The organism is Cupriavidus basilensis (assembly GCF_000832305.1).
In the GTDB taxonomy this organism is placed as follows: Bacteria; Pseudomonadota; Gammaproteobacteria; order Burkholderiales; family Burkholderiaceae; genus Cupriavidus; species Cupriavidus basilensis_F.
Genome location: NZ_CP010537.1, coordinates 1 through 21962, shown reverse-complemented (window position 1 = coordinate 21962; position 21962 = coordinate 1). Strand labels below are relative to the sequence as shown.

Genomic DNA, 21962 nt, shown 5'->3' with positions numbered 1-21962 from the left:
CCAACGGCCCCAATTGGCCACGACAGTCTGCGGTTTTCGCGACAACGCGCAACGTGCGGGGCACGTTGCGCGCTGGTTGCGAGGCGGCGTTTCACAAGGTCCTGCCGCACGCAGAAATGGGTACGCTCATGGAGATTTCCCTGGCGTCCCCGGACATCAGGAGGCTGGCATGGAGCCCTGGCCCGCCTGCTGCTCTGCCGTGCCGTGCCGGGCCGGGCGCGACTCCAGCGCCAGCGCTTCGGGACGCGCGGCCGGCAGCGGCAGCCCCAGGTACGGGCTCATCGCGGCGAAGTCCGCGCGGTTGCTGCGCCGGCGCGTGACGCCATTGAGCATGCCGCCGGCAAGCCGCGCACTGGCACGCGCCAGGCGCTTTAGCGTCTCGTCCACTTGCGCGGCGGGCGTGACATCGGCGCGCACCACCAGCAACGTCGAGCCGGCCAGGTTGGCGACCAGGGTGGCATCGGCCACGGCCAGCACCGGCGGCGTGTCGATGATGATCAGGTCGAAGCGGGCCTTGCAGGCTTGCAGCGTCTCGGCCAGCGCCGGCATCATCAGCAGCTCGGAGGGATTGGGCGGCATGGATCCGGCGGTGATCACCGAGAGCCCCGACACCACGGTGGGCCGCACCACGGCCGCGAGTTCTGCCTGGCCCGCGAGCAGTTCGGCCAGCCCCGGCTCGGCGGCCTGGTCGAACCAGTTGGCGACCTTGCCACGGCGCAGGTCGGCGTCGATCAGCAGCACGCGCTGGCCAGCCTCGGCGAACAGCACGGCCAGGTTGACGCAGGCAAAGGTCTTGCCGGTGCCGGGCGCCGGGCTGGTCACGGCCAGCACCGCGTCGGGCGCATTGCGCACGGCGAAATGCAGGGCCGCGCGCACGCTGCGCAGGCCCTCCACCGCGAGCGCGTGCGGCGAGCGCCGCGCCAGCAGGAAGCGGTCATGCAGCCCGCACCGCAGCAGCCGCTCGGCCTCGCCGGTGGAGAACCCGCCGGGTTCGGCCAGGGCGCTGCCAGGAGCAGGCGCGTACAGGCGCGGGCTGGGCTGGGCGGCGAAGCCCATCATCATGCCCAGGCGGCGATGCACCTCGGACTGGTGCTCAAGCTCGGTCTGCTCGCTGCTGAACGCGATCTCGCCGAGCATGGGCATGCCCAGCCGCGCCTCGGCATCGGCGGCATCCCCCACCGAGGGCCTGTAGCGCTGCCGCGCGGCCACGCCGGCCAGCCCGAGGCACAGACCGAGCAGCGCGCCGCCGCCGGTGAGCGGCCACGGGCCAACTCCGTCGGGCCGGGCGGGCGCAAGCGCCGCATCGACGATGCGCATGTTGTTGGAGCGATCCGACCGCACCAGCGAGAGCTGCTGCACCCGGTTGCGCAACGTCATGTACATGTCCTCGGCCACCTTCACGTCGCGCGTGAGCGCCACAGACTCGCGCTCCGTCTCCGACAGGTTCTGCATGCGCGAATCCATGTCGCGGCGCACCTTGCTGAGCTCCTGGATCTGGGTGTCCACCGTGCGCACTTCATTGCTGTCGGTGGTAAAGCGTTGCAGCAGGCGGGTACGCTCCAGCCGCAGCGCGGCGATCTGGCGCTGGTAGTCCATGCTGCCGTTCAGGTATGACTGTGCGTCCTGGGTCGGCGCCATGGTGCCGCTACGGGTGCGGTAGCGCGTGAGCGCGGCCTCGGCGCGCTCGAGCTCGCCCTGCACGCGCGGCAGCTCGCCAGTGACAAAGGCAAGGCTGCCGGCCGCATCGTCGCGGCGCTGGGTGGTCTGGCTGTCGATATACGCTTGCGCCACGCCATTGACCAGCGCGGCGGCCAGCTTGCGGTCGGGATAGCGCCAGGAAATGCGCACCGTGCCGGCGTCGCGCGTGTGTTCGTCCACCACCAGTTCGCGCGAGATGGCATCCATGGTGGAAAGCGGATCATGGCGCACCAGTGCGAAGCGCGTGCCCGGCAGGGCATCGAGCTTGGCCACCTGCAGCTCCACCTCGTTGCCCGCGGCCGGCTCGCCCGCCACGCCCTCGAACAGCAGCGCATTGCCGGCATACAGGCGATAGTGGCCCTGCGGCTGGACCTCCAGCATCAGCGGCACGTTAAGCAGGCGCTCGGGCACCGCCAGGCTGTCGATCTGGATGCGCTCGCCGCCCCAGGCATAGCCCAGGCTTTCCGGCCAAGCCGCCATGGCTTGCCCGGGCTCGGCAAAGCGCGCCACCAGCGCACCCACCAGCGGCGCGCGCAACGGCGCCGCCGAGACGTCCAGGCGCAGCCGCTCCACCACGGGCCCGACCACCGCGCGGCTGGTCAGCATGCCAGCGTCGAACGGGGCAGCGGGGCCGCCCTGCGCCCCACCGCGCGCACCGGCATTCTGGCCTGCGTCGCGTGGCTCCACCTGCACCAGCGCCTCGACGCGATAGTGCTGCGGCATGGACAACGCGACCAGCGCACCGATGGCGCCGCCAGCGAGCGTCAGCGCAACGATCCAGCCAAGGTGATCGACAAGTGCGCGCGAGCCGCGCGCGCGCGGCTGCTCCGGCTCATTTGCAGCCGGCGACGCACCGGCGAAGGACAACCTGTTCACGGCAATCTCCCTGACCCAACCCCGCTCCCGCCTCAAGCACTGGCAAGCGCCGGCAGCAAACGATCGAACTCGCGCTTGACGAGCTTGTAGCATTCACAGGAGTGCGCCTCCAGCCCATGCCGGTCGAGCACCGTGATGTGCCCGCGGCTATGCTGGATCAGGCCCAGGTCCTCCAGCTTGCCGGCGGCTTCCGTCACCCCTTCGCGGCGCACCCCCAACATGTTGGCGATAACCTGCTGGGTGATCACCAACTCGTTGGACGCCATGCGATCGAGGGCCAGCAGCAGCCAGCGGCAAAGCTGCTTGTTGAGCGAATGGTGACGATTGCACACGGCGGTCTGCGCGATCTGGGTGAGCACGGCCTGCACGTAGAGCAAGGTGACGCGCTGGATGGCCGGGGAGTGCGTGAATTCCTGCTTGAGCGTGGCGGCCGCGAGGCGGTAGGCAAAGCCCGGCGTGCGTACCTCGACGCGGCAGGGCATGGTGTCGCCACCGGTCAGCACCGGGATGCCGACGAGGCCTTCATTGCCGATGGCAGCGATCTCGACCGTGGCGCCGTCCTCCAGCAGCGACAGCATCGAGACGATGGCCGTCGTGGGAAAATAAACATGATGGATGCGTTGGCCTGAATCGGTGAGCAACTGCCCGGCGCGCATGCGTACCAGCTCAAGGTGCGACGACAGTGAGTCCCAATCCTTGCGCGGCAAGGCGCCAAGCACATGGTTGACGTGCAGGTCCGAACGCTGACTGATCATTTCTCTCTCCCCGTGACCAGCCGTACGAACACCTTGACCGAAGCCGGCCCACCGTGATCCGGAGGACCTGCGCCGACCACCTTTTCTTTGTCACTGGTTCGCACGGCATTTGTGCTTGTATTAAGGGCCATATGTGGCCCTGCCAACAGTAGCCGCACGGCTGAAACCTGATCATCCTTCGGTAGGTGTGAGAGCGCCGCCGGGCCGCTTGGCCGGTGCGCGGCAATGACGGCCGGGCGGCGCTTCGCACCGCCATTGCCTGGCGTCATTCCGCCTCTTCAGGCGCCTGGCGCGCTGTAGGCAATGGCGCGGCGCGCGTTGAGGGCATGGACCTCCCCCATCGGGATGGGATCTGCCTGCGCAAGGCCTACACCCTGCGCGCCTTCGCGGCCTCCAACTTTCGGGCCGTTGTCGGGTAAGAGTTTCACGCGCCGCTGGCTGCCGGGCGCGAGATGGAACCAGTCGTGTTCCGCGCGAAAGGCGATATCGTCGATGTGCACCCACCGCGCAAAGCGCCGGGTGGACACTGTGAGCCACCAATCGCCGTCCTCGCGCGCCACGCCGGCCGTCAGCTCCGGCGGCTCGAGCGCGGCCGCGCTGCGCTCGGGCAGGTAGCAGGCCTGGCTCAGCAGCGCGCCGTCGCAAGGATCGACCAGCGCGGCGCGCACCACGTCATGCAGGCGCGGCCCGAAGCGATAGGCGTATGTGAAATCGAAAAAGGCCCCCGCCAGCGCAGCGCCGCTGATGCGCCGCGTGGAGCGCGGAGCCAGGCACACATCGCGCGCGACATCGAGCACCGGGGTCTCGCCGTCGCGCCAGCATTGCAGCTGCAGGCGCACATTGCGCGGCGTGGCGCGCTCATTGATCAGATGCAGGTGAATGCCATTGAGGCCTTCGTCAGTGATCAGCACCTGCAGCGGCTGCCACACCTGGCGCAAGGCATGCCAGGCCGACTTGGGCCGGGCCAGCGCATCGACGATGCCCCAGCCCGCGCCGGGCAACAGGTCCTGCAACTGCCACACCAGGGCGCCCGAGCAGGTCGAGCCCGCTCGCCGCCATTCGCTGAAAACGTCGGTCATCAGCTCCGCCACCACGGCGCGGGACAACGCCAGGTAGCGTGCCGTGTCCTCGTAGCGCAGGCGCGGCGGGTCCACCTTGAACAATTCACGCAAATAGAAGTCGCGCACGTCTTCGAAGTCCCAGCCGCTGCCGGCATCTCGCGGCACTCGGGCCTTCCAGCGCGGATCATGCACGGGCGGCACCGCAAGCGCGTCCGCCATGGTACGTGCGCATGGCACGTTGGAAAACGCCAGGCACTCCGAGGTAAACCGCACATTGGCGCGGCGTGCGTCGCCAAGCGAGCGCTGGTAGGCGCCCACGCCGTAGTAGTGCGTCACGCCGCTGTCGGCCTGGAAGGGCCACGCACCGCCGCACGGCGAGTTGCGCACATACACCGCGTCGGGATGCCAGGCCGCAATACACGCCGGAATGATCTCGTCGAACAAAGGCTGGCGCCAGGTGGCCGCGGGCGTGCCCATCATTGCGGCCTGCTGCTCGACTTCGCTGCCGCCACACAGCACCGCCACGCTGGGATGGTGGCGATGCGCCGCCAGCCACTCGCTGACCTCGCGCGTGGCCTGCGCCATCAGCGGGCGCGCGGCCTCGACGCTGGCCGAATAATCGAAGTTCGCAAACATGAAATCCTGCCAGACCAGCAGGCCGAGCGCATCGCACGCGTCGAAGAAGGCCTCCCCCTGGTAGCAGGTGACGCCGCTCACGCGCACCATGTTCATGCCCGCGCCGTGCGCCAGCGCGAGCCACTTCTGTATTTCGTCGGGCGCATCGGCGTGGCTGGCAAGGTCGTGGCTGGTCCAGCAGGCCCCGCGGCAAAAGATACGCTCGCCGTTGACGCGCAGCGCAAACCCCTGGGCGTCCTCTTCGCGGTCCGCCACGCCGTCGGTGCCGCCCTGGACGGTTCGGTCGAGCTCGATGCGGCGAAAGCCGACCTGCCCGCACACGATGCGCTCTTCGCCCAGCCGCAGATGCACCGCATAGCGCTCGGGCGCGCCATGCGTGTGCGGCCACCACAAGCGCGGCTCGGGCACGGACAGCTCGCCCTCGTAGACGATGCCGCCAGTGCCAGCATCCACTGCCTTCATGGGTGCCTCGCGGCCATCGGCGCACAGCATGATCGTCATCGCTGGCGGCAGCAGTGCCATGTCACGCAGGCGGAGCCGGATGACGCCACCCTGCGCCGCATCGGCGGCCAGGCTAGCCTGCAGGTCCAGGCGCGCCGTCATCAGCGGGCTCGCGTCGGTGGCAAGGGGCAGCAGGTCGATGCCGCGCCAGGGCCCGATCGTGTGCACGCTCGGGCACCAGCCGGGCATGTGGCCAAGCAGCGTGGTGCGGACCAGGCGCAACGTGGGCGGCGTGATCATGCGCGGCTTCCAGCGCACCGGGCCGCGCTGCGTGCGCAGCCAGCGGTGCAGCGATCGAAAGCACAGGCAGAGCACATGCTCGCCATCGAGATGGAGCTCGGCCTCGAACGCCGTAAACATGTTCTGCGCATCGAGCACGCGCACCGCATCCAGCCAGACCTCGGCCACGGTAGCCAGGCCGTGCAAGCGCAGGCGGTACGCGCCGGCGCCGGACACCGTCACGCGGTACCAGTAGTCGTGATCGTGCAGCGGCCGCGGTGCCGCCGCCTGCCATTGCCCCGCCGCCTGGAGCGCCTGCGCCACGGTCCCCGGCACCTGGGCCGCCATCCATGGGCCGCGCCCGGCCAGCGCCGCGGGCGATGCCACGGCGCCAGCGGGCGTCTCCAGCAAAGCCCAGTCGCCGGCGAGCGGTTGCCGGTGCACTGGTCGCCCGGGGACGGGTGTCAAGCCAAGCGGCGCATGCATGGCGCTCGGCCCTCAGTACTCGGCTTCGCCCACGTAGCCCGCCAGCGCCGGCACTGCCGCCTCGTAGGAGGCCTCGAGCTGTTCCAGGCAATCCTGGCAACGATCCACGCGGCGGCTGATAATGGAGCGCACCAGCCGGAACTGCATCACCATGGCCTCGGACGCGAGCTTCTGGCACGCGCCCGCTATGCTCTCAGGCATCGGCTGGCCATGCTGCGCCAGCCAGCGCAGGTACTGCCCGAGCAGCTCGAAGTTGGCGCCGAGCTGGCGCAGCACGCTAAAGGCGTAGGGATGGAAGGTTTGCTCACCTCCGGCCATCAGTGCCTCCTGATGCGCGGGAAACGCCGTGCGGAAAGCCGTGATGGGATTCTGGCGCGGACGGCGCGCGAGGTGCTTGCGCAAGAGCGCCAGCGAGGCGCGCACCAGCATCGTCCCTTCCAGCGCGGGAAACCGGCGGCGCGCCACCTCGGCGTACGGGAACAGCAGGTTCACGTCGTCCGCCAGCGCGGGCAGGCGGCGGAACAACCCTGCGTAGTCCTCGCCGGTGGCCACGTGATAGCCCTCGTTATGGAAGTAACCCACGGACTGCGCCTCGGGCATCATCACATCGATGCCGATGGTGGTCTTGGTATGCTCGCGCCGGTATGACGTAGCCCGGTTATCCGGCAGGTAAAAGCCATCCACCTCGAGCAGTACCACGTGGCCGCGGCAGGTCTGCCCGGCGACGCGGTCTTCCATCGACTCATACAGCGACAGCTCCTGCACCACCACGCCGTAGAGACGTTCGAGATCGTCCAGCGGGTATTTGAAGAAGGTGAACTGATCACCCTCGAAATCCTGCGACACGGTGAACCCGAGCGCCGCAACCGGGTCCAGCTCCCAGCCGTGCAGCAGTTCGATCCACAAGTCTACATAGCAGTTGGTCTGCGGCCAGACGGGATTGCCATTGTGCAAGGCGTGCGACACATGCATGCCGCGCTCTAGCGTTCGCGGGTCAACGAGCATTACAGCCCTCCCAGGGTGGCGCGTACGTCCTTGGGCCACAGCGACAGGTCGAAGCCGTGGTGGCGCAGCAGCGCCAGCGTCAGGCGCTCGATGCCAAATCCCACGCAGCCGGTATGTGCCGGCTCGCCGTCGGCGGTGCGCAGCGTCCACACCTGGCCGAAGTGGTCCATGTGGTAGTTGAAGCTCATGCACGCCGTGGGCGGAGCGCCCTCGTTGATCGGGATGAGCAACTCGAACTTGAGCTTCAGTTCGCGCTGGCTGTCCGCCACGATCTTGCCGCCACGCCCGAAGAACGGGTCATTGGCCACATCCACCTCGTGCGGAAGCTCGAGCATGGTGGCCAGCTGCTGGCCGCGCTCCATCCACAACTGGCGAAAGGCGATGATCTGCCCGGCATCGCCCAGGCGCACATACTCACGCTGGCGGAACATCTGCATGCGCGCCGGATCGATCGAAGGTTCGTGGCGGAAGCAATACGACAGCACATCCACCACCAACCCCTGCGGCGGCATCGGGCCGCGCCGCGCCACCGCCGGATAGATCGGGTAGCACGCGGCCGGCGTGAGCACCACGCGGGTCGGCCGCTGCTCGTCGGCCCATTCCTCGCCCGCCTCCATCCGTGCAAGCAGGCGATGGTGGTCGCGATCGCTGCCGCAGAAGCTGTGCACGGTGCCGGCTAGCTGCGGAAAGCTCTTCAGGTAGTCGCTAGCCTCGAAATCCTGGCGCGACATGGCGGGCGGAAAGCGCATCACTTCCGCACGCTGGTCGGCGCCAAGCGCGGTGACGGCCACGTTCAGGCCGTCCGCAATGGCCTCGAACACCGCACTGCGGCCATAGACGCCATCGACCCCGCTCGGGATCAGCAGGCCCGCCTCGATCAATGCTTGCTGGTAGCGCCGCTGGCCTGCCTGCGGATCACTGTACGAAGGCATAGCTGTCGACGCGCCGGCGGCGTCCGCGGGCGCGGAATTGGCGCGATCTTCCACGCTGACGTTGGCATCCATGTCGTGCTCCTTAGCTGGAACGCTCGGCCAGCAGCAAGCTAGCGGTATTGGTCAGGATCCGGTCGTTGTTGATCATCAGCGGCGCGGACCAGAGATCGCGAAGGTGACGCCCGAGGCTGTAGGGCGTGCCTTGCTTGTAGCCAGCCATGCCGCAGATCATCATCGCTTGCTGCACCACTTCAATCGCCATCGTGCTCACGCTGGTCTTCAGGCCGTTCATCTCCGCGGCGAGCGAGAACAGCGCCGACACCGACAGCCCCGCGTGACGCTGGCGCTGGTGCGCCAATGCGAGCTCAATCCGCCCTTCCATCATCTGCACCATCGCCACCGCATCGGCCACCCGCGTGGCCGATGGCGGCAGCGAGCCCGGGCGCGCACGCGCCTGGCCCTGGAAGAAGGCCTTGGCGCGCTGCACGGCATCGCCGGCGATGCCGGTCCACAAGGCGGCCCACAGGATGTGCGAAACCGGCGTCATGGTGCCGTCCGCGATCTCGCCGAACGCCACCGGCAGGATCTGCTCGCAGGCGCCGCGCGCCTCCAGGCGAAAGCCGTTGCTGCAGGTACCGCGCATGCCAAGGGTGTCCCACGTGCTGAGGCTCTGCAGCGTGAAATCGTCCTTGAGCAGGCACACCATGACCTGGTCCGAGGGCGAGGCATCGGCATGGCGCCGCGCGGTAGCCAGGATGGCGTCGGAATGCGCGCCGTAGGAAATCGTGGGCGCCATCTTGAGCAGATGGAAGCGGTCGTTCTCGACATTGACGGCGCAGCCACTGTTGCGCAGCGCACCGCCGATCGCCTCCTCGGAGGTGGCCGAGGCAAGCAGCAACTGCTCCGAGGCAATGCGTTGGAGCAACTGCTCATGCCAGGGGTTACCCGTGCCGTGCTCGACGATGCAGGCCACCTGGATCTGGTGCATGGCGTAGACCATGCCGGCCGAGGAGCAGGCTGCCCCCAGCACGCGGCAGATGGCCGCGACCGTGTCGAGCGACGCGCCTGCACCGCCGTGCGCCGCAGGCACCATGACGCTGAGCAGCCGGTGCTGCCGGATCGCGGCAAACGCGTCGTGCGGAAACGCCGCGTCGCGGTCGACCTGATCGGCGTGCTTGGCCGCTTCGAGCGCGGCAAGCTGCGCCGCCACCATCAGTTCGGCGGAGGTGGCGTGGGCAGCCATCGGGCGTGCCAGGTCCACGCTGGCTAAGGGGGGGCTCATGCTGCCTCCTGTTGCTGTCTTAGCTGCTCGGCCGCCGCTGCCAGCGAGTTGACGCTGCGAAAGAGCTGTCGGGTCAGCATGGCGTCCGGGATCTCGATATTGAATGCGTTCTCGATGGCCAGCATCACATGGACGGTCGCAAGCGATGACAATCCGGCTTCGTAAAGATCGGCCTGGTCGTCGAGCGCATCTACCGACACGTCGAGCCGCGCCACATCGGCAAGGATTTGTCGAATGGTTGCCTTCATCTCTGGTTCTCCTCGGTGAGGATGGTCGGGTTTCATCATTGGGCCGCAGCTGCTGGCCGGCTTCGGTGCGCTGGCCCACCAACTTCGCATCCGGGTTGGCGGCACGGGTGTTGGGGAGACGAATTGCTCAGAACGCCTCGCGTCCCGTCCAGCCATGCAACGCGGTGCGCAAGATGATTTGCAGGTCCAGGCGGAAGGACCAGTTGCAGATGTAGAAGATGTCGAACTCGATGCGCTTGCGCATCTTCTCTACCGTGTCGGTCTGGCCGCGAAAGCCGTTGATCTGCGCCCAGCCGGTGATGCCGGGCTTGACCCGGTGGCGCAGCATGTAGCGATCGATCACTTCCTTGTAGATCTCGTTGTGCTCGATAGCGTGCGGGCGCGGGCCCACCACCGACATCTCGCCACGCAGCACGTTGACGAACTGCGGCAGCTCATCCAGGCTGGTGCGGCGCAGGAAGGCACCGATGCGCGTGACGCGGGCATCGCCGCGCACGGCCTGGGTCACGCTGCCCGCGTCCTGGTGCTGCACCATGGTGCGGAACTTGTAGACGTGGAACGGCCGGCCATCCATGCCCAAGCGAGCCTGGCGGAACAGGACGGTGCCGGGGGACGAGCACTTGACCAGCACAGCGATCAGCAGCAGCAGCGGCGACAGCCCGACCAACGCCGCCAGCGCGAAAGCGCGGTCGAAGCTGCCCTTGAGCAAACCCGTGATGCCCGACTGCGGCGGGCTGTTCAGGTCGATGACCGGCAGGCCGAGGAAGTCGCTGAAGCGATGGCCGAGCAGTTCGACCGACATGACGTCGGGCACCCAGCGGATGTCGATCAGGTCGTTGCGGAAGTGGGAGACCACGTCATAGAGATCACGGCACGCAGCCATCGGCAGCGTCAGCCAGATTTCGCGCACGCCGTTGTTGCGCACGAACGTGCAGACCTGCTGCAGCGAATCCAGCCGCGTTACGCCCGCGGGCACCGGCTGCTCCGTGCCTTCGTCGTAGATGCCGGCCACGTCGTAGCCCGCGCCGCGATTGTTCCGTACGCGCTGGTACATCTCGTGGCCGAGCGATCCGTAGCCCAGGATCACCACGCGCTTGGCGTTGATGCCATGCACGCGCACGCTGCCCAGCATGCCGTAGAGCAGCACCCGGGAGGCCAGCAGCATGACGGCCACGCTCAGGACCCAGCCCATCGACCAAAGCCTGGACAGCGCGGCCGACTGGTGCATCAGGTACGCGGTGACCAAGCCCAGCATGCACACCGCCCCCCAGGCCGCGAGCGTGCGCACCGCCAACGCGGCGCGGCTGCGGCCGCGCCAGGAGTTGTACAAGCCACAGGCAGGGAACACCAGCAAGGTGCTGACCGAACACAACACGGTGATGAAGCCATGGACCGGGGCGGCGCTACGCAGGCCGTGGGGAAACAGCAGTTCGCCAACCACCGCGCCGCAGGCGGCGACGATGGCCGCATCGGCAAAGCGATACAGGATCTGCAGGGCGGCCTGCCTCTCGGCAACGAATGCGCGGACCCTTGACATGATTTGCCTCCATCCGGCGAGCCGGACTTGTTACGCAGATCATGGTTGCGCCGCGGCAGCGGTACCGTCTGTTTGCTTGCGCACACACGCGTTCGGGACGCGCGCCGGCGGGCCGGGTCTTCCTGCTCAGCGCGGTGAGGCGGGGGGCTGGCAGGCCAGCACCGCGGATCCCTCGCGCTGGCCAGCCCATTCGCGCCATTGCCCGCGCTGGAACGGCTTGTCGCGCCCGGCCAGCCGGGCAGCAAGGATTTCGAGCCAGTGATGCGTGGGCGCGGCGACGCCGACCGCCGGCACGCCCAGCATCAGGACGATCACCAGCGCGCCAGCCAGGGCCGGCGCGGAGCGCGCCGGACGCCGGCCCCGGAAAATGAAGCTCAGGCTGACGGCAAATCCGAGCGCAAGCCCGCTCAGCACTTCCGAGCCTGAATGCGCCTGCAGCTTCAGCCGCGAGAGGCCCACCAGCAACGCAAGCAGCAGGCCGATCCCGCCGGCGCCAACCGCCAGACGAGGATGGCGCGCCGACACGATCAGGTAGAGCAGCACCGGCAACACCGACGCCGACATCATGCTATGCCCGGAAAAACCCGTGAAGTTGAGCGCCGCGCAGCCAATGCCCCAGCCCATGAAGGCCAGCTTGGAGGCCAGCACCAGCGCGGCGGTCACACCGAAACTCAACAGCCACCGGCGTGCGCTGGCAACGGCGCCGGCATGGAACAGCCATGCGGCGATCAGCACGGCGCAGGGCAGCAGCAGCGAGGTTTCGCCGAAGCGGGAAATAAGGTGCCACGGAATCATGATGGCTGTTTGGGGATCGAGCACGCGAGCAAAGTAACACAGTTGCGTAACCGGCTTGCCTGCCACGCGGGCTTTCGGGTCGGCCTCAACCCAGCCGGAAGCATGAGGCGGCCAGGGTCCCACCCGCAGGCCATGCGGCGGAGCGAAGCATGCGCTGGGCTGGCGGGTTTCCCTGGGAACTGGCTGGCCGGCCCTTCAGCCATGTGGCAGATGCATCTTCTGGTCGATACAGCTACCGCCGGTGTTTGGCTATCGTCGGATAGTGGCCCGCCGAGCGGAATCGAGCCGGCCACTTTAGAGTCCGCATGGTCCCCCGGTCGGCGGACTCTTTTTTTTTCGTTTTTTTGTGCGGCACCTTTGGATCTCGGCAATTTCGCGGGCAGGCGCCGCTGGCAGCAAAAGAAACAGGCCACGGTTTGCCGCCTCTGCCGGCCGGCTAAACCGTGGCCATCAAGATCCGGCGCAGCATGCGCTGCGACCGAAACACGCGTGCGCGCATCCATGCCGGCATGCGCACCGGAAAAGCTCCGGTCCCCCGAACACGCGCTCGTCGTCGCCCCCTCTTGCCTTACTCTTGCTGTCTTGCGGCGGATGAACAGCCGGTTGCATCCCACGCTGCTACCGGGATGCCCTGGCTGGCGGCCTAGCCGGCCGTCGGCGCATGCACGTGCTCCGGTGCCGGTTCGCTCGCCACCACCACGCAGTACTCGTGGCGCGCGAGCAGTCCGGCCCACACGGATGCCATCTGCCTGCGTGCTTCCTGCTCACCGGCAAAGGTAGCTGCCGCGATCGCGGCAGCCTCGCAGGCGTAGCGCCTGCCATGCAACTCTCCGCGATACAACAGCGGTTCATCGCGCCCGGTAGTCAATCTGATTTCGTAGCAGCACGCCCACTTGCCCCGGCCCTCCGGCACGGCAAAGCCGCGCACGACCAGGATATCCAGCTCGTTTTCCATACGACCCCCTGTGCATCGCGCGGCGGCCAGCTTGACATTGAGCGTCCCGGCTTCGTCATTCGCGCACTTTCAGCATAGGCAGCCGCACCGGCGCGCGCATCATCCCCTTGCCGTAGACCCACCTGAACCGATGGGGGAGGGCGGTGGCATGGCAAAAGCCCGGCGCGGAAAACACTGTCCCCCGGCGCGCACCAGCGCCACCGCAGCCCGCGTTTGCTCGGGCGAGGCTGGCACCGGCAGGCAGCCGCTAGCGCCAAGGCCGGCGGCGTAGCGTGCGAACTCGGGGTCGAGGGTCTCGCACATGACCAGCCAGCGCCGGGGCGCCAGGCGGGAGTGCAGTGCATCGAGCAGGCGGAAAGCATCGGTATCGGTGCCGCTGCAGTCAAGCAGCGCGAAATCGACGGGACCCGGGGGTAATTCGGCCGGGGTCGCCTCCAGCAGCCACTCGGGGGTCTGCGAAAGCACGGGGGCGAGCGCGGCAAGCTCGCGCAGGTGCCGCAGCACACCCCGGCGCAGCATCATGTTGTGGGCAAGCAGGAGCGTTGTCATCGGCTGTGGGTGACAGCGGGTTGCGTTGGCTGCGCGGGTTGCACTAAGCCAGCAAGGGCCAGGCCCGGCTTCCCGTTAGAGCCACTTGTTTGTTGATCAGGGTAGCAAGTGCAGCACTACGCCGCCTCGTGCATTCGGATGAGGCGCCGTAGTGCGGAGGATGGAGTCGCTGGTGCTTCGGGCCGCCGGGCGCCACAGCGCGCGCCCGGCGGGACTAAGAGGCCATTTCAAAAAGATTCTGGCGTCGTTGCGCGGCCTTGGCCGATCCAGTTGTACTGTCTGCGGCCGCGCGCCTAGCCAGAACCGCTTCGCTTCATTTTGAAACAGCCTCTAACAATCAGGCTGCCTGGCAGACACCGGCCAGATCCACCGGCGACGGCCCCACACCGCGAATCGGCACGGCAGCGGTTGCCGGGCCCGGCCAGCTCAGCTTCGCGCCACGCTGCAGCGCTACGTAAACCGCCTCGCCCTTGTTGCGCACGTGCAGCCGCTGGTAAAGCGTGCATGCATGCGTCTTGGCGGTAGCCACCGAGATGTTCAGCAGGCGGCTGACAGTCTTGATCGGATAGCCGCGTGCCAGCAGCGCCAGCACCTCGTACTGGCGCTCGGTAATATTAAGCAGGTGCGATCCGGCCGAAGGCGTTTCCGGCTCGGAGGCGGCATCGCCCGGGAGGTGCTGTGCCGGGTGGGCGGCGGCGTCATGTTCGTCATCGACCTGGGTCGGTCCGACGTGCATATGCAGCGGGGCCGGCGACGGCCTGGCCGGAATCAAGGGCCACGGCACAGGACTCGCGTCGCCGCGCGCCGCCTGGGCCCGGGCGGGAAAGCACTCGCCGTCGGCAAGGACAAGCCGAATCGCCGCGTCCAGCATGTCGGCGCTGCAGGCTTTGGACAACAGGCCGCGCACGCTGTCGGGCATGGTGGCGCCGTTCTGCGGCGACAGGATCTGCTCGGATAGCACCAGGACCCGCTTCGGCATCAGTGTCTGGCAGGCCTGATCCAGTTCCTGCCAGCTCAACGCCGGATCCGCCGACAATCCGTAGATCATCAGGTCGGCATGACAGAGCCACTCGGCTGGATAAGGTAGTGCGCCTGGATCGATATCGACGAGTTCGCCGTGGAGGCCGGCCTGGGTCAACAAATGGCGCAGACCCAGGCGCAGGAGGGGATGAGGCTCGATCAAGAGGATTGTGGCCATGGCCGCTCTCTTTTTTTTGTTACGGCATGGCGAGCCCCGCGACAACCCGCACATGCTAACGGAAATGCCCACTATGCTGCGGTTGCATTTCCATACGATCCGTTTCGTCTCCAGGCCGTGGCAACGTACCCATCCAGGTCCGGCTGCCCGACTGACCATCCCGTGGAGTCGTTTTCGAATCGCCCCGTTTGCGCTTTTTTACGCTGTAGATGTTTCTCAACTCAGAGTTTAAAAAATCTAACTCTGGGTCTCAGGATATGCACTGAAGGTGGTGAATGCAAGTCAGGGTTACACCCGGCAAAGCGTGTCGTGCAATACCAACGGCGCAGGGCGGAACTGCCGTATCGCGCTGTCCCGGGCGGTTAGCGGAAGAAAGCGGGGCATTTTGCCAGTATAATTATCGGCATTGAATTTCACTATGCATTTATACCCGGATGCATTTAGCGATTGATTAAGTGCCTTATGAATCAAGATCTTAGCGACCAAATCGAACGTTGTCATGCAACCCGGTAAGGCCCCTAACCTGAGTCTCACCCGCAGCGAATTTGCCGCTGTTCGGGCTTACGTGCAGGGCATGCCGGCTGCCATGGTAGCTGGGCGCTATCTCAGTGATGACAGCGACGACGACGACGCAGGTGGCGAATCCGCCTTGCGGGTGTTGCTTGGGCTGCGCGACCGCATGGTTCAGTTGGCGCACCTGCATAGCCGGCAGGATCTGGCTGAACTGCTGGAAGGTGGTCCCGGCCGCTCCAACCGGGGCATGGACCGCCGGGTCGAAGCCCTGGCCGAGCTGGAACGGCTGGGTACCGCCCAGCCCCGAGCCGATCATGGCATCGAGCTTTGGTTTTCCCCGGCCCTGGCCAGGCGCTTGCGGGCACAGAAGATATCTAATCTTCATATTTTGGTGAATCTGGCCAACCGCCATGGCAATGCGTGGTGGCGCTCGGTACCGCGCATCGGCGCCCTCGCCGGGGCGGCGATCAACCGGTGGCTGGCCGATCATCGCGATGTCGTCCGGGATGACCGGGGAGAGCCGCTGCTGCGGGAGCACGTTTTCGCGCGGGGGCGCCTGGCCGAAGCCGCGCTTGGCCCGCGCTTGCACCAACTGGTGCCGCTTGAGTTGATGCGCGAAGAAGAATCGGGTACGGTAACTGCGATTCCGGACAATAGTGATCTGAAGAGCGCTTTTGGAAGCGATCTCGTCGCGGTTCGGGCTTGGCTCGCAGCAAATCGGGCGCAGCAAAGTACCTGGCTAGCCTACCGCAAGGAGGCCGAGCGGCTTTTGCTTTGGACGGCAATGGAGCGACGCAAACCGCTGGCGATGCTGGATCGGCAGGATCGCGAGGAATATTTCGCGTTCCTTCGTCATCCCGCTCCCGTACGTTTGTGGGTCGGGCCGCGCGCACCAAGGGAGTCGGCGGCCTGGCGGCCATTCACTGGTCCGCTGTCCGAGAGCAGCGTGCTTCATGCCTCGCGTATCCTGGGTGCGCTGTTTGAATGGCTGCAAGGCCAGGGACATATTGCGGAGCACGTCTGGCGGCCCGAGAGCCAGTCGAGGAGGACGGCATTGCGCTTGGCTGTGCCGGTGGCCGCGGGGAGCACCCTCGAACCCGAATCGCTGGCCAGATTCCTTGACTGGCTAGCCGCCCAGGGCCGGGAACCGGAAGGCATTCGGTATCGCGCGGCCGACGCCGCGGTCCGCTTGTTGCAGGAGCAGCCTATCGGATTTGCGAGCCTGGCGACGTTCACGCGCGACAAGCTTGGCGTGCACGAAGAAGTTGGTACGCATGAAGAAGTTGGTACGCCCAGTGCAGTGGATGAGGGTCTTAGCGAAGCCGCTCGCGGCGCACTGAAGCGTCACTGGCAAGACCGCGGGCTGGATTGGGGCAGCCTGGCCGGCCAGCCGATCGTGCTTGTCGGGCCACCCCGGCTTCCGCCTACCGGCCGTGCCAGGCGTAAGGCCGAGATGTCGCCGGGCTCAGGCTATTCGGTAAGGGGATTGCATGCCTTGCTGAGCCAGGTGATCGAGCGGTATCGGGAGGCCGAGGATGCCGAGTTTGCGGTGCGCTCGCCGCGCGACCTGGCGGGGCGAAGAACGCGGGTGAAGCGCGTTGGGGCGGGCGGCGCGGGAGTCATGGCCCCTGAGGCTTCCGGGACCAGCACAGTGGATCATGTTCATGTCGTTTCGGCCCCGGAGTGACCGGGTGGGGTGGGTGATCGCTGCCCTTCTCCCCCGCCTATGACTATGCAAGTGCAAGCTATCAGCTAGCGGTCTTCTCCAGGCCAAAACGCGCCTTGAGAGTTTCGACCAGCGCTTCGCGCGCGCCTCGGTCGTTCACTTGCACGTCCAGCACCACGCGCCCGGAATCCCACTCCTTGATCGTGCCCAGCAGCTGTCCGGCATCGCTGCGGATCTTGTACTGCCGGCTGATCTCCTTGATCTTGCGTGCCTTGCCTTCTTGCGCGTGCTTGCGAATCGCCTCGACTTCACGGCTGGACAAGCCCTCTGCCATGATGCGCGTGGCCAGGTCCCGCGTGCGGTCCTCTCCAACGATCTTGCAATAGAGTGTCAGTTCATAGCCGGTGGCAATCCCGATTGCGCTGGGACGCTCGCGCATGACGCCCAGGACCGACTCGGGCAGTCTGAGCAGCGCCAGTGTCTTGTTAACCGTGCCGGCTGACATGCCTGTCAGTTCGCAGATGTCTTCCTCTTTCTGGACCTTGCCTTCATCCAGCAGTTGTCGCCAGGCAATCGCGTTGTCCAGCGCCGACTGGTCGGACCGTTGCTCATTGAGCAGGAACGACAACCGGTAGAAATCCAGGTCATTCAGGTTGCTCTCGATGAAGCATTCCATCTCGAGCTTGCCCGCGGAGGCCAGCGCCCGCTTGCGGTAGTGGCCATCGATCAGGATGTAGTGCCCCGGCCGCGCTGGGTCCGGCGTCGCCAGGCCCGGTGTCTTCTGGCCATGGGTGGCGATCGAAGCCGCGCGTTCCTGCACCACCACGGGGTCGTAGATGCGGCGGGCATTGAAAGGATTGTCGTGGAGTTGCGCCAGCGGCACCTTCATCAGGATTCGGCCGCCCTCTTCCTCCGGCTCACTTTCAGCGCTGAAAATGGGGCTCGGCTCTCGGCCGCGCGCCTGAAGCAAGCCGTTGGGGTGTTGCGAAATTGCCGCTTCGGCGCGGGCAAAGCGATCGATCGCGTCCCCTCGGGTTTTTTCTGCCGCCATTCCCGCCAACATGCCTGCCTTGAGGCTTTTCAATTTTGTCGCCATACCTATTGCTCAATCAAAGACAATACTTCGTCGACCATCATGTCGACTTCCTGCACGGACTCACGCGCGCCTGCCACGCCGTGCACGGTGCATCCAATCGCCTGGCATTCGCGAAACGGCGAGCGCGAACCGATCATCGATTGCATCAACGGGATTTCCAGATCGTCCCCCAGAATCTCAATCGCCTGGCGCGCAATGGAGACGCGCCGTTGCACCATGTTTGCCATGACGCGGATACGCAGCGTTTCGTTCTGGACCTGAGCGTGTTGGGCCAGGGTCTTCGCTGCCACGGCCGCCCAAAGGTCGGGAGGTGATGGGACGACCGGAATGATTGCCAGATCGGAAATCAGCAGGGCGCTTGAGGGTGCCGCCGAATGTACCGCCGGGGGGCAATCGACCACGATGTAATCGTAGTCCTGGATGAATTTCCTGACTTCGCGGTGCATTGCACCGCCGGACGGCGCCAGGCCGATCACCGAAGCAGGAAAAGGCCGCTCATCGCTTGCCTGCGCGGCCCAGCGAGTTGCCGTGCCCTGCTCGTCCATATCGACAAGCATCGATCGCGCGCCGCGCAATCCGAGCGTCCCTGCGAGATGCATGCTGACCGTGGTCTTTCCGCATCCGCCCTTTTGGTTGAAGACCGTGATGATTTTAGCTGGCACTACGACCTCTCTTTCAGCGCTGAAAGCGCGATTATCGCTAGCCGCAACTTTAGTCAAAGTGACGTGCTGGCTCAACTGTTTTTTGAATTTATATTTTAAATATAATATTGGCGAAAATATTTCGCGTTATGGAAATGAAAGATTTCCACTTGAAATGCGGCACGGAATACGCCTAAAGTAGCGGCAGTGCGTCTTTCGACGCACATGACACAACTAGACAAACTGGTTATGATGCCCGCAACAGTCGAGTCAAGTCGTGTCACCTCGTCGGCGTCCGTTCGGTAACTACGAGAACTTAGCGTGCTTGAACGGTTGTTAGCGTTGTTTGCGTTGCGTACAAGAACTTGCTTCGAAAGGAAATTCACATGACAACCGGTACGGTCAAATGGTTCAATGAGACCAAGGGCTTTGGCTTCATTACCCCGGACGACGGCGGTGCGGATCTGTTCGCGCACTTCTCCGAAATCCAGGGTTCGGGCTTCAAGACGCTCAAGGATGGTCAGCGCGTCACGTTTGAAGTAAAGCAGGGCCCGAAGGGCTTGCAGGCATCCGCCATCAAGCCGGCCTGATCTCACGAATCAAGCCCGAAATCGCAGACTGCGCCTGGCTCTCGGGCTTGACGCGGTAGGCAAAGCAAAAGGCAAGCGTATAACGCTTGCCTTTTGTGCTTCTTGCAGGGCCGACGATGCTCGCTCGGCATCCAGGCACCTTCACGCAATATCTCGGGGGCCCAACGAAAAACCCGCCAGCTCATTGGGCAGGCGGGTTCGGCAATGCATGCACCCAGGCTCAGGCGAGCTTGCGAACGCTCGTACGGGAAGGCTGCAGGATCAGCGCCTTGGACGAATCCGCATCCACCTTGGCGCCAGGATAGACAACCAGCACATCCTTGAGCGCCTTACGGAACAGCGCGCGGAATTTCCGCTCACTTTCAGTTTCAGTGCCAAACTGCATCTGCAAGGCTTCCCAGGGAATCTCGGTACGCCGCTGGATCGTGAAGAAGCGATAGGTCAGCCAAGAGTATACGTCCAGCGCAAACGGCGACTGCTTGAGTGCCTTCAGCGCGCGCATGTCAACCGGAACAGGCCGGTTAACCAGCTCATTGAAAAAAGGCTCGGACAGCACCACGAAGCTCTCGAACATCGAGCCCTGCCCCGGCTGCATGGGATCCCACCAGGTCGACAGTTGGTCTGCCAGCAGATAGCCGACGCGATCGATCGAAAGCGGCTCGTGGTTCGGGTTTTGATTCTGGCTCGGCGTGGACTTGTTCTGGACAATCGCAATGGTGGCGGAGAACAGGCGGATCATCTGCTGCCGCACAAGGGTCATGGTGCCACGCTTGCCACCCGTGGCCATCGGAATGCCCAGGTTGTACATGAACTCGGACAGCGAATTGCCCAGCGAGATGCGGCGGTCCTCGACCGTCCCGGTAAACTCGCCGCGCTTTTTCTTGGCCATGATCTCCTTGCCGATCCAGGCAAGCATCAGGCGCGGATAGGAGCCATAGGGATAGCCAAGCGAGACCGTTTCGGACACCAGTTTCTGGCGTCCGTTGCTGGCTTTTTCTGAACGCTGCTGGGTGAAGTATCCAGGCTGGATCATCAGTGAAATGTTTCCACTGGTGCGCGTCCACACGGGCGGAGCGCCCTTTGGCGCCCGGTAAGGCAAGGTGACCTGCACACTGGCACGGCTCAAGAAGCCGACTTCGCCGCTTTGCCATGCATCTTCGCGCTCCATGGCCTGGGCTTCGTCGAACAGGCGCTGGAATTTCTCGGACGGAACCAGACTGTTCTCGTCGCCGGGAACGATGATGCGGGACGGCTCACTGTCCATATCTGCTGGACCGCGGGACCCAAGGATGGTCTGGTTGCGTTTAATGGGCATATTGGCGTGCTTCGGAATACACGACTTTTTACGCGAAGCAATCCGCCTTGTCACGCAGAAACGGGTTCGGTAGATGAATTTCCTGCAATGCCGCGTGTTTTGGGTGTGCTGGGTCTCATGGCTGGTTGCATGGTGGACTACGGTGGGCAATCCCGAAGGGTTGTCCACGGAAGGCCAGCCATCAGCTACCGGTAAACGTTAAGAGTATGGGTTAACTACTTGTAAACCGTATACGGGAGACCCAGATCCTTGATTCTTATGAGGAAAAACACCCCGGGCGAACCCGATTCTGCGTGAAACCGTACTCGATTCTGCGAAGTGCTGTACCAGATTCTGCGGTATACCGAACCCGTTTCAGCGCAAAGCCCGAACCGGTTTCTGCGTGGATAAGTCCCTGTTCCCACAGGCTTTTCCACAGCCGGAGGCGCCAAAACCGTACCTGTTTCTGCGGGCGCAGAGCGCTTTTCGTCACGTATACCGCGTAAACCGGCATTCCGGAGTAGTTATCCCCGCAGAATTGGGTACGCATCCCAGTTTACCAAGACCGCCCTCACCGCTTTGCGTACCCAATTCTGCGTCGTGAGCACCCCTGTCGTTCCGTTTACGTACCCAATTCTGCGCTACGGCATTTGAAAACCCGCTTTTCAGGGCTCGCTGACTTGAAGCGTACCCGTTTCTGCGGCGTACCCAATTCTGCGAACCCTCGTTTCGAGTCGCGCGGCGCCAAAAGCGTACCCATTTCTGCGACCTCGTTTTTCAAGGTGCGTACCCGTTTCTGCGTAATCGGATCCGGTTTTGTCGAGCGCAAAACTCCCTTCTTTCTATTATACACAAGCCTTGTACAGAAAGCGAGTGCTTGCACTCAAAAAGAGTGAATGAGTAAAAGGATCTTTGCGGGCGTACCCGTTTCTGCGCATGTCCCCGATGAGACTGGCGCCGGCGCGGTCGTATGCCGCAGGCACCGGTCAGTTGTGCGTACCCGTTTCTGCGGCCACAACGCGACTGGAAAGGGTGCTGTGCGTACCCGTTTCTGCGGAAAAGGAGCCAAGTCGTCCTTGGACAAGGATTTTTGGAGGGGAGGAGAAGTGGAATGCGGTCGAGGGACCGCATGAAGGCGCCTGCCGAGCGCTGGGAAACTCGGCATGGGCCTTTGGGCGTACCCGTTTCTGCGCAATTTCAGGCGTTTGAGCTGTTGGGGCAGCGGGAAGAAAAAAAACGGGGCGTACCCGTTTCTGCGTTGCGATATTGCGTCAGTCAGCCCCTTGCGCGATGCCCGCGGAGATGCTCTCGGTGCTCGGATGCCGGCGCGCGGTGGAATTTCATGCCTTGCGTACCCATTTCTGCGTGCCTGGGTCACCGCCTGGCTTCAGGAGAGGCGGACACGGGCTAGGAAATCGCGGTCCCGAGG

The 21962-nt window shown here is 65.0% G+C and carries 17 protein-coding genes; 2 read left to right on the top strand and 15 right to left on the bottom strand.

The window, feature by feature from the left end:
* Positions 1 to 156: 156 nt before the first annotated feature.
* The 12 genes from RR42_RS20930 to RR42_RS20875 all read right to left on the bottom strand — a co-directional run bounded on the left by RR42_RS20930 (position 157) and on the right by RR42_RS20875 (position 14733).
* Entirely contained in the window at positions 157 to 2565 is a 2409-nt protein-coding gene (locus RR42_RS20930) for a polysaccharide biosynthesis tyrosine autokinase (RefSeq protein ID WP_043352659.1), read from the bottom strand.
* A 41-nt stretch (positions 2566 to 2606) separates the two neighbouring features.
* A complete protein-coding gene (locus RR42_RS20925) occupies positions 2607 to 3329 on the bottom strand; it encodes a Crp/Fnr family transcriptional regulator (protein ID WP_043352657.1) in 723 nt (240 codons plus the stop codon).
* Between the two features lie 278 nt (positions 3330 to 3607).
* A complete protein-coding gene (locus RR42_RS20920; protein ID WP_330218536.1) occupies positions 3608 to 6190 on the bottom strand; it encodes a glycosyl hydrolase 2 galactose-binding domain-containing protein in 2583 nt (860 codons plus the stop codon).
* Between the two features lie 54 nt (positions 6191 to 6244).
* Positions 6245 to 7204, bottom strand: coding sequence for a DUF1839 family protein (locus RR42_RS20915; RefSeq protein ID WP_236702141.1), 960 nt, complete (start codon positions 7202 to 7204; stop codon positions 6245 to 6247).
* A gap of 32 nt (positions 7205 to 7236) precedes the next feature.
* Entirely contained in the window at positions 7237 to 8241 is a 1005-nt protein-coding gene (locus tag RR42_RS20910) for an amino acid--[acyl-carrier-protein] ligase (RefSeq protein ID WP_043352650.1), read from the bottom strand.
* A gap of 10 nt (positions 8242 to 8251) precedes the next feature.
* Positions 8252 to 9451 carry an acyl-CoA dehydrogenase family protein gene (locus RR42_RS20905; RefSeq protein ID WP_043352649.1) on the bottom strand — a complete coding sequence of 400 codons (1200 nt, stop codon included), beginning with the start codon at positions 9449 to 9451 and terminating at the stop codon, positions 8252 to 8254.
* Positions 9448 to 9699, bottom strand: a complete 252-nt coding sequence (locus tag RR42_RS20900) for an acyl carrier protein (RefSeq protein ID WP_043352647.1) — start codon at positions 9697 to 9699, stop codon at positions 9448 to 9450. The genes RR42_RS20905 and RR42_RS20900 overlap by 4 nt, the downstream gene beginning before the upstream one ends.
* Before the next feature lie 127 nt (positions 9700 to 9826).
* Entirely contained in the window at positions 9827 to 11236 is a 1410-nt protein-coding gene (locus RR42_RS20895) for an undecaprenyl-phosphate glucose phosphotransferase (protein ID WP_043352645.1), read from the bottom strand.
* A gap of 126 nt (positions 11237 to 11362) precedes the next feature.
* Positions 11363 to 12031: a phosphatase PAP2 family protein gene (locus RR42_RS20890; protein ID WP_043357511.1), complete on the bottom strand. Its 669-nt coding sequence runs from the start codon at positions 12029 to 12031 to the stop codon at positions 11363 to 11365.
* Between the two features lie 643 nt (positions 12032 to 12674).
* Complete coding sequence (locus tag RR42_RS20885; protein WP_052494830.1) at positions 12675 to 12986, bottom strand: hypothetical protein; 312 nt, start codon at positions 12984 to 12986, stop codon at positions 12675 to 12677.
* Between the two features lie 99 nt (positions 12987 to 13085).
* Complete coding sequence (locus RR42_RS20880; protein WP_043352642.1) at positions 13086 to 13535, bottom strand: response regulator transcription factor; 450 nt, start codon at positions 13533 to 13535, stop codon at positions 13086 to 13088.
* Positions 13536 to 13872: 337 nt separating this feature from the next.
* The gene (locus RR42_RS20875) at positions 13873 to 14733 is read right to left on the bottom strand and encodes a helix-turn-helix transcriptional regulator (RefSeq protein ID WP_043352640.1); all 861 of its coding nucleotides are present in this window, start codon (positions 14731 to 14733) and stop codon (positions 13873 to 13875) included.
* Between the two features lie 499 nt (positions 14734 to 15232).
* Here RR42_RS20875 and RR42_RS20870 point away from each other — a divergent pair, with 499 nt between their 5' ends.
* Positions 15233 to 16933, top strand: a complete 1701-nt coding sequence (locus tag RR42_RS20870; protein ID WP_052494829.1) for a phage integrase family protein — start codon at positions 15233 to 15235, stop codon at positions 16931 to 16933.
* A gap of 61 nt (positions 16934 to 16994) precedes the next feature.
* On the opposite strand, the gene RR42_RS20865 is transcribed toward RR42_RS20870, so the two are convergent.
* The gene (locus RR42_RS20865) at positions 16995 to 18008 is read right to left on the bottom strand and encodes a ParB/RepB/Spo0J family partition protein (RefSeq protein WP_043352638.1); all 1014 of its coding nucleotides are present in this window, start codon (positions 18006 to 18008) and stop codon (positions 16995 to 16997) included.
* 2 nt (positions 18009 to 18010) lie between these two features.
* The gene (locus tag RR42_RS20860) at positions 18011 to 18670 is read right to left on the bottom strand and encodes an AAA family ATPase (RefSeq protein WP_043357505.1); all 660 of its coding nucleotides are present in this window, start codon (positions 18668 to 18670) and stop codon (positions 18011 to 18013) included.
* A gap of 365 nt (positions 18671 to 19035) precedes the next feature.
* Between RR42_RS20860 and RR42_RS20855 the strand changes: the two genes are divergently transcribed.
* Entirely contained in the window at positions 19036 to 19239 is a 204-nt protein-coding gene (locus RR42_RS20855) for a cold-shock protein (RefSeq protein WP_043352637.1), read from the top strand.
* A gap of 220 nt (positions 19240 to 19459) precedes the next feature.
* On the opposite strand, the gene RR42_RS20850 is transcribed toward RR42_RS20855, so the two are convergent.
* Positions 19460 to 20554, bottom strand: a complete 1095-nt coding sequence (locus RR42_RS20850; protein WP_043352635.1) for a replication protein RepA — start codon at positions 20552 to 20554, stop codon at positions 19460 to 19462.
* Positions 20555 to 21962 lie beyond the last annotated feature (1408 nt).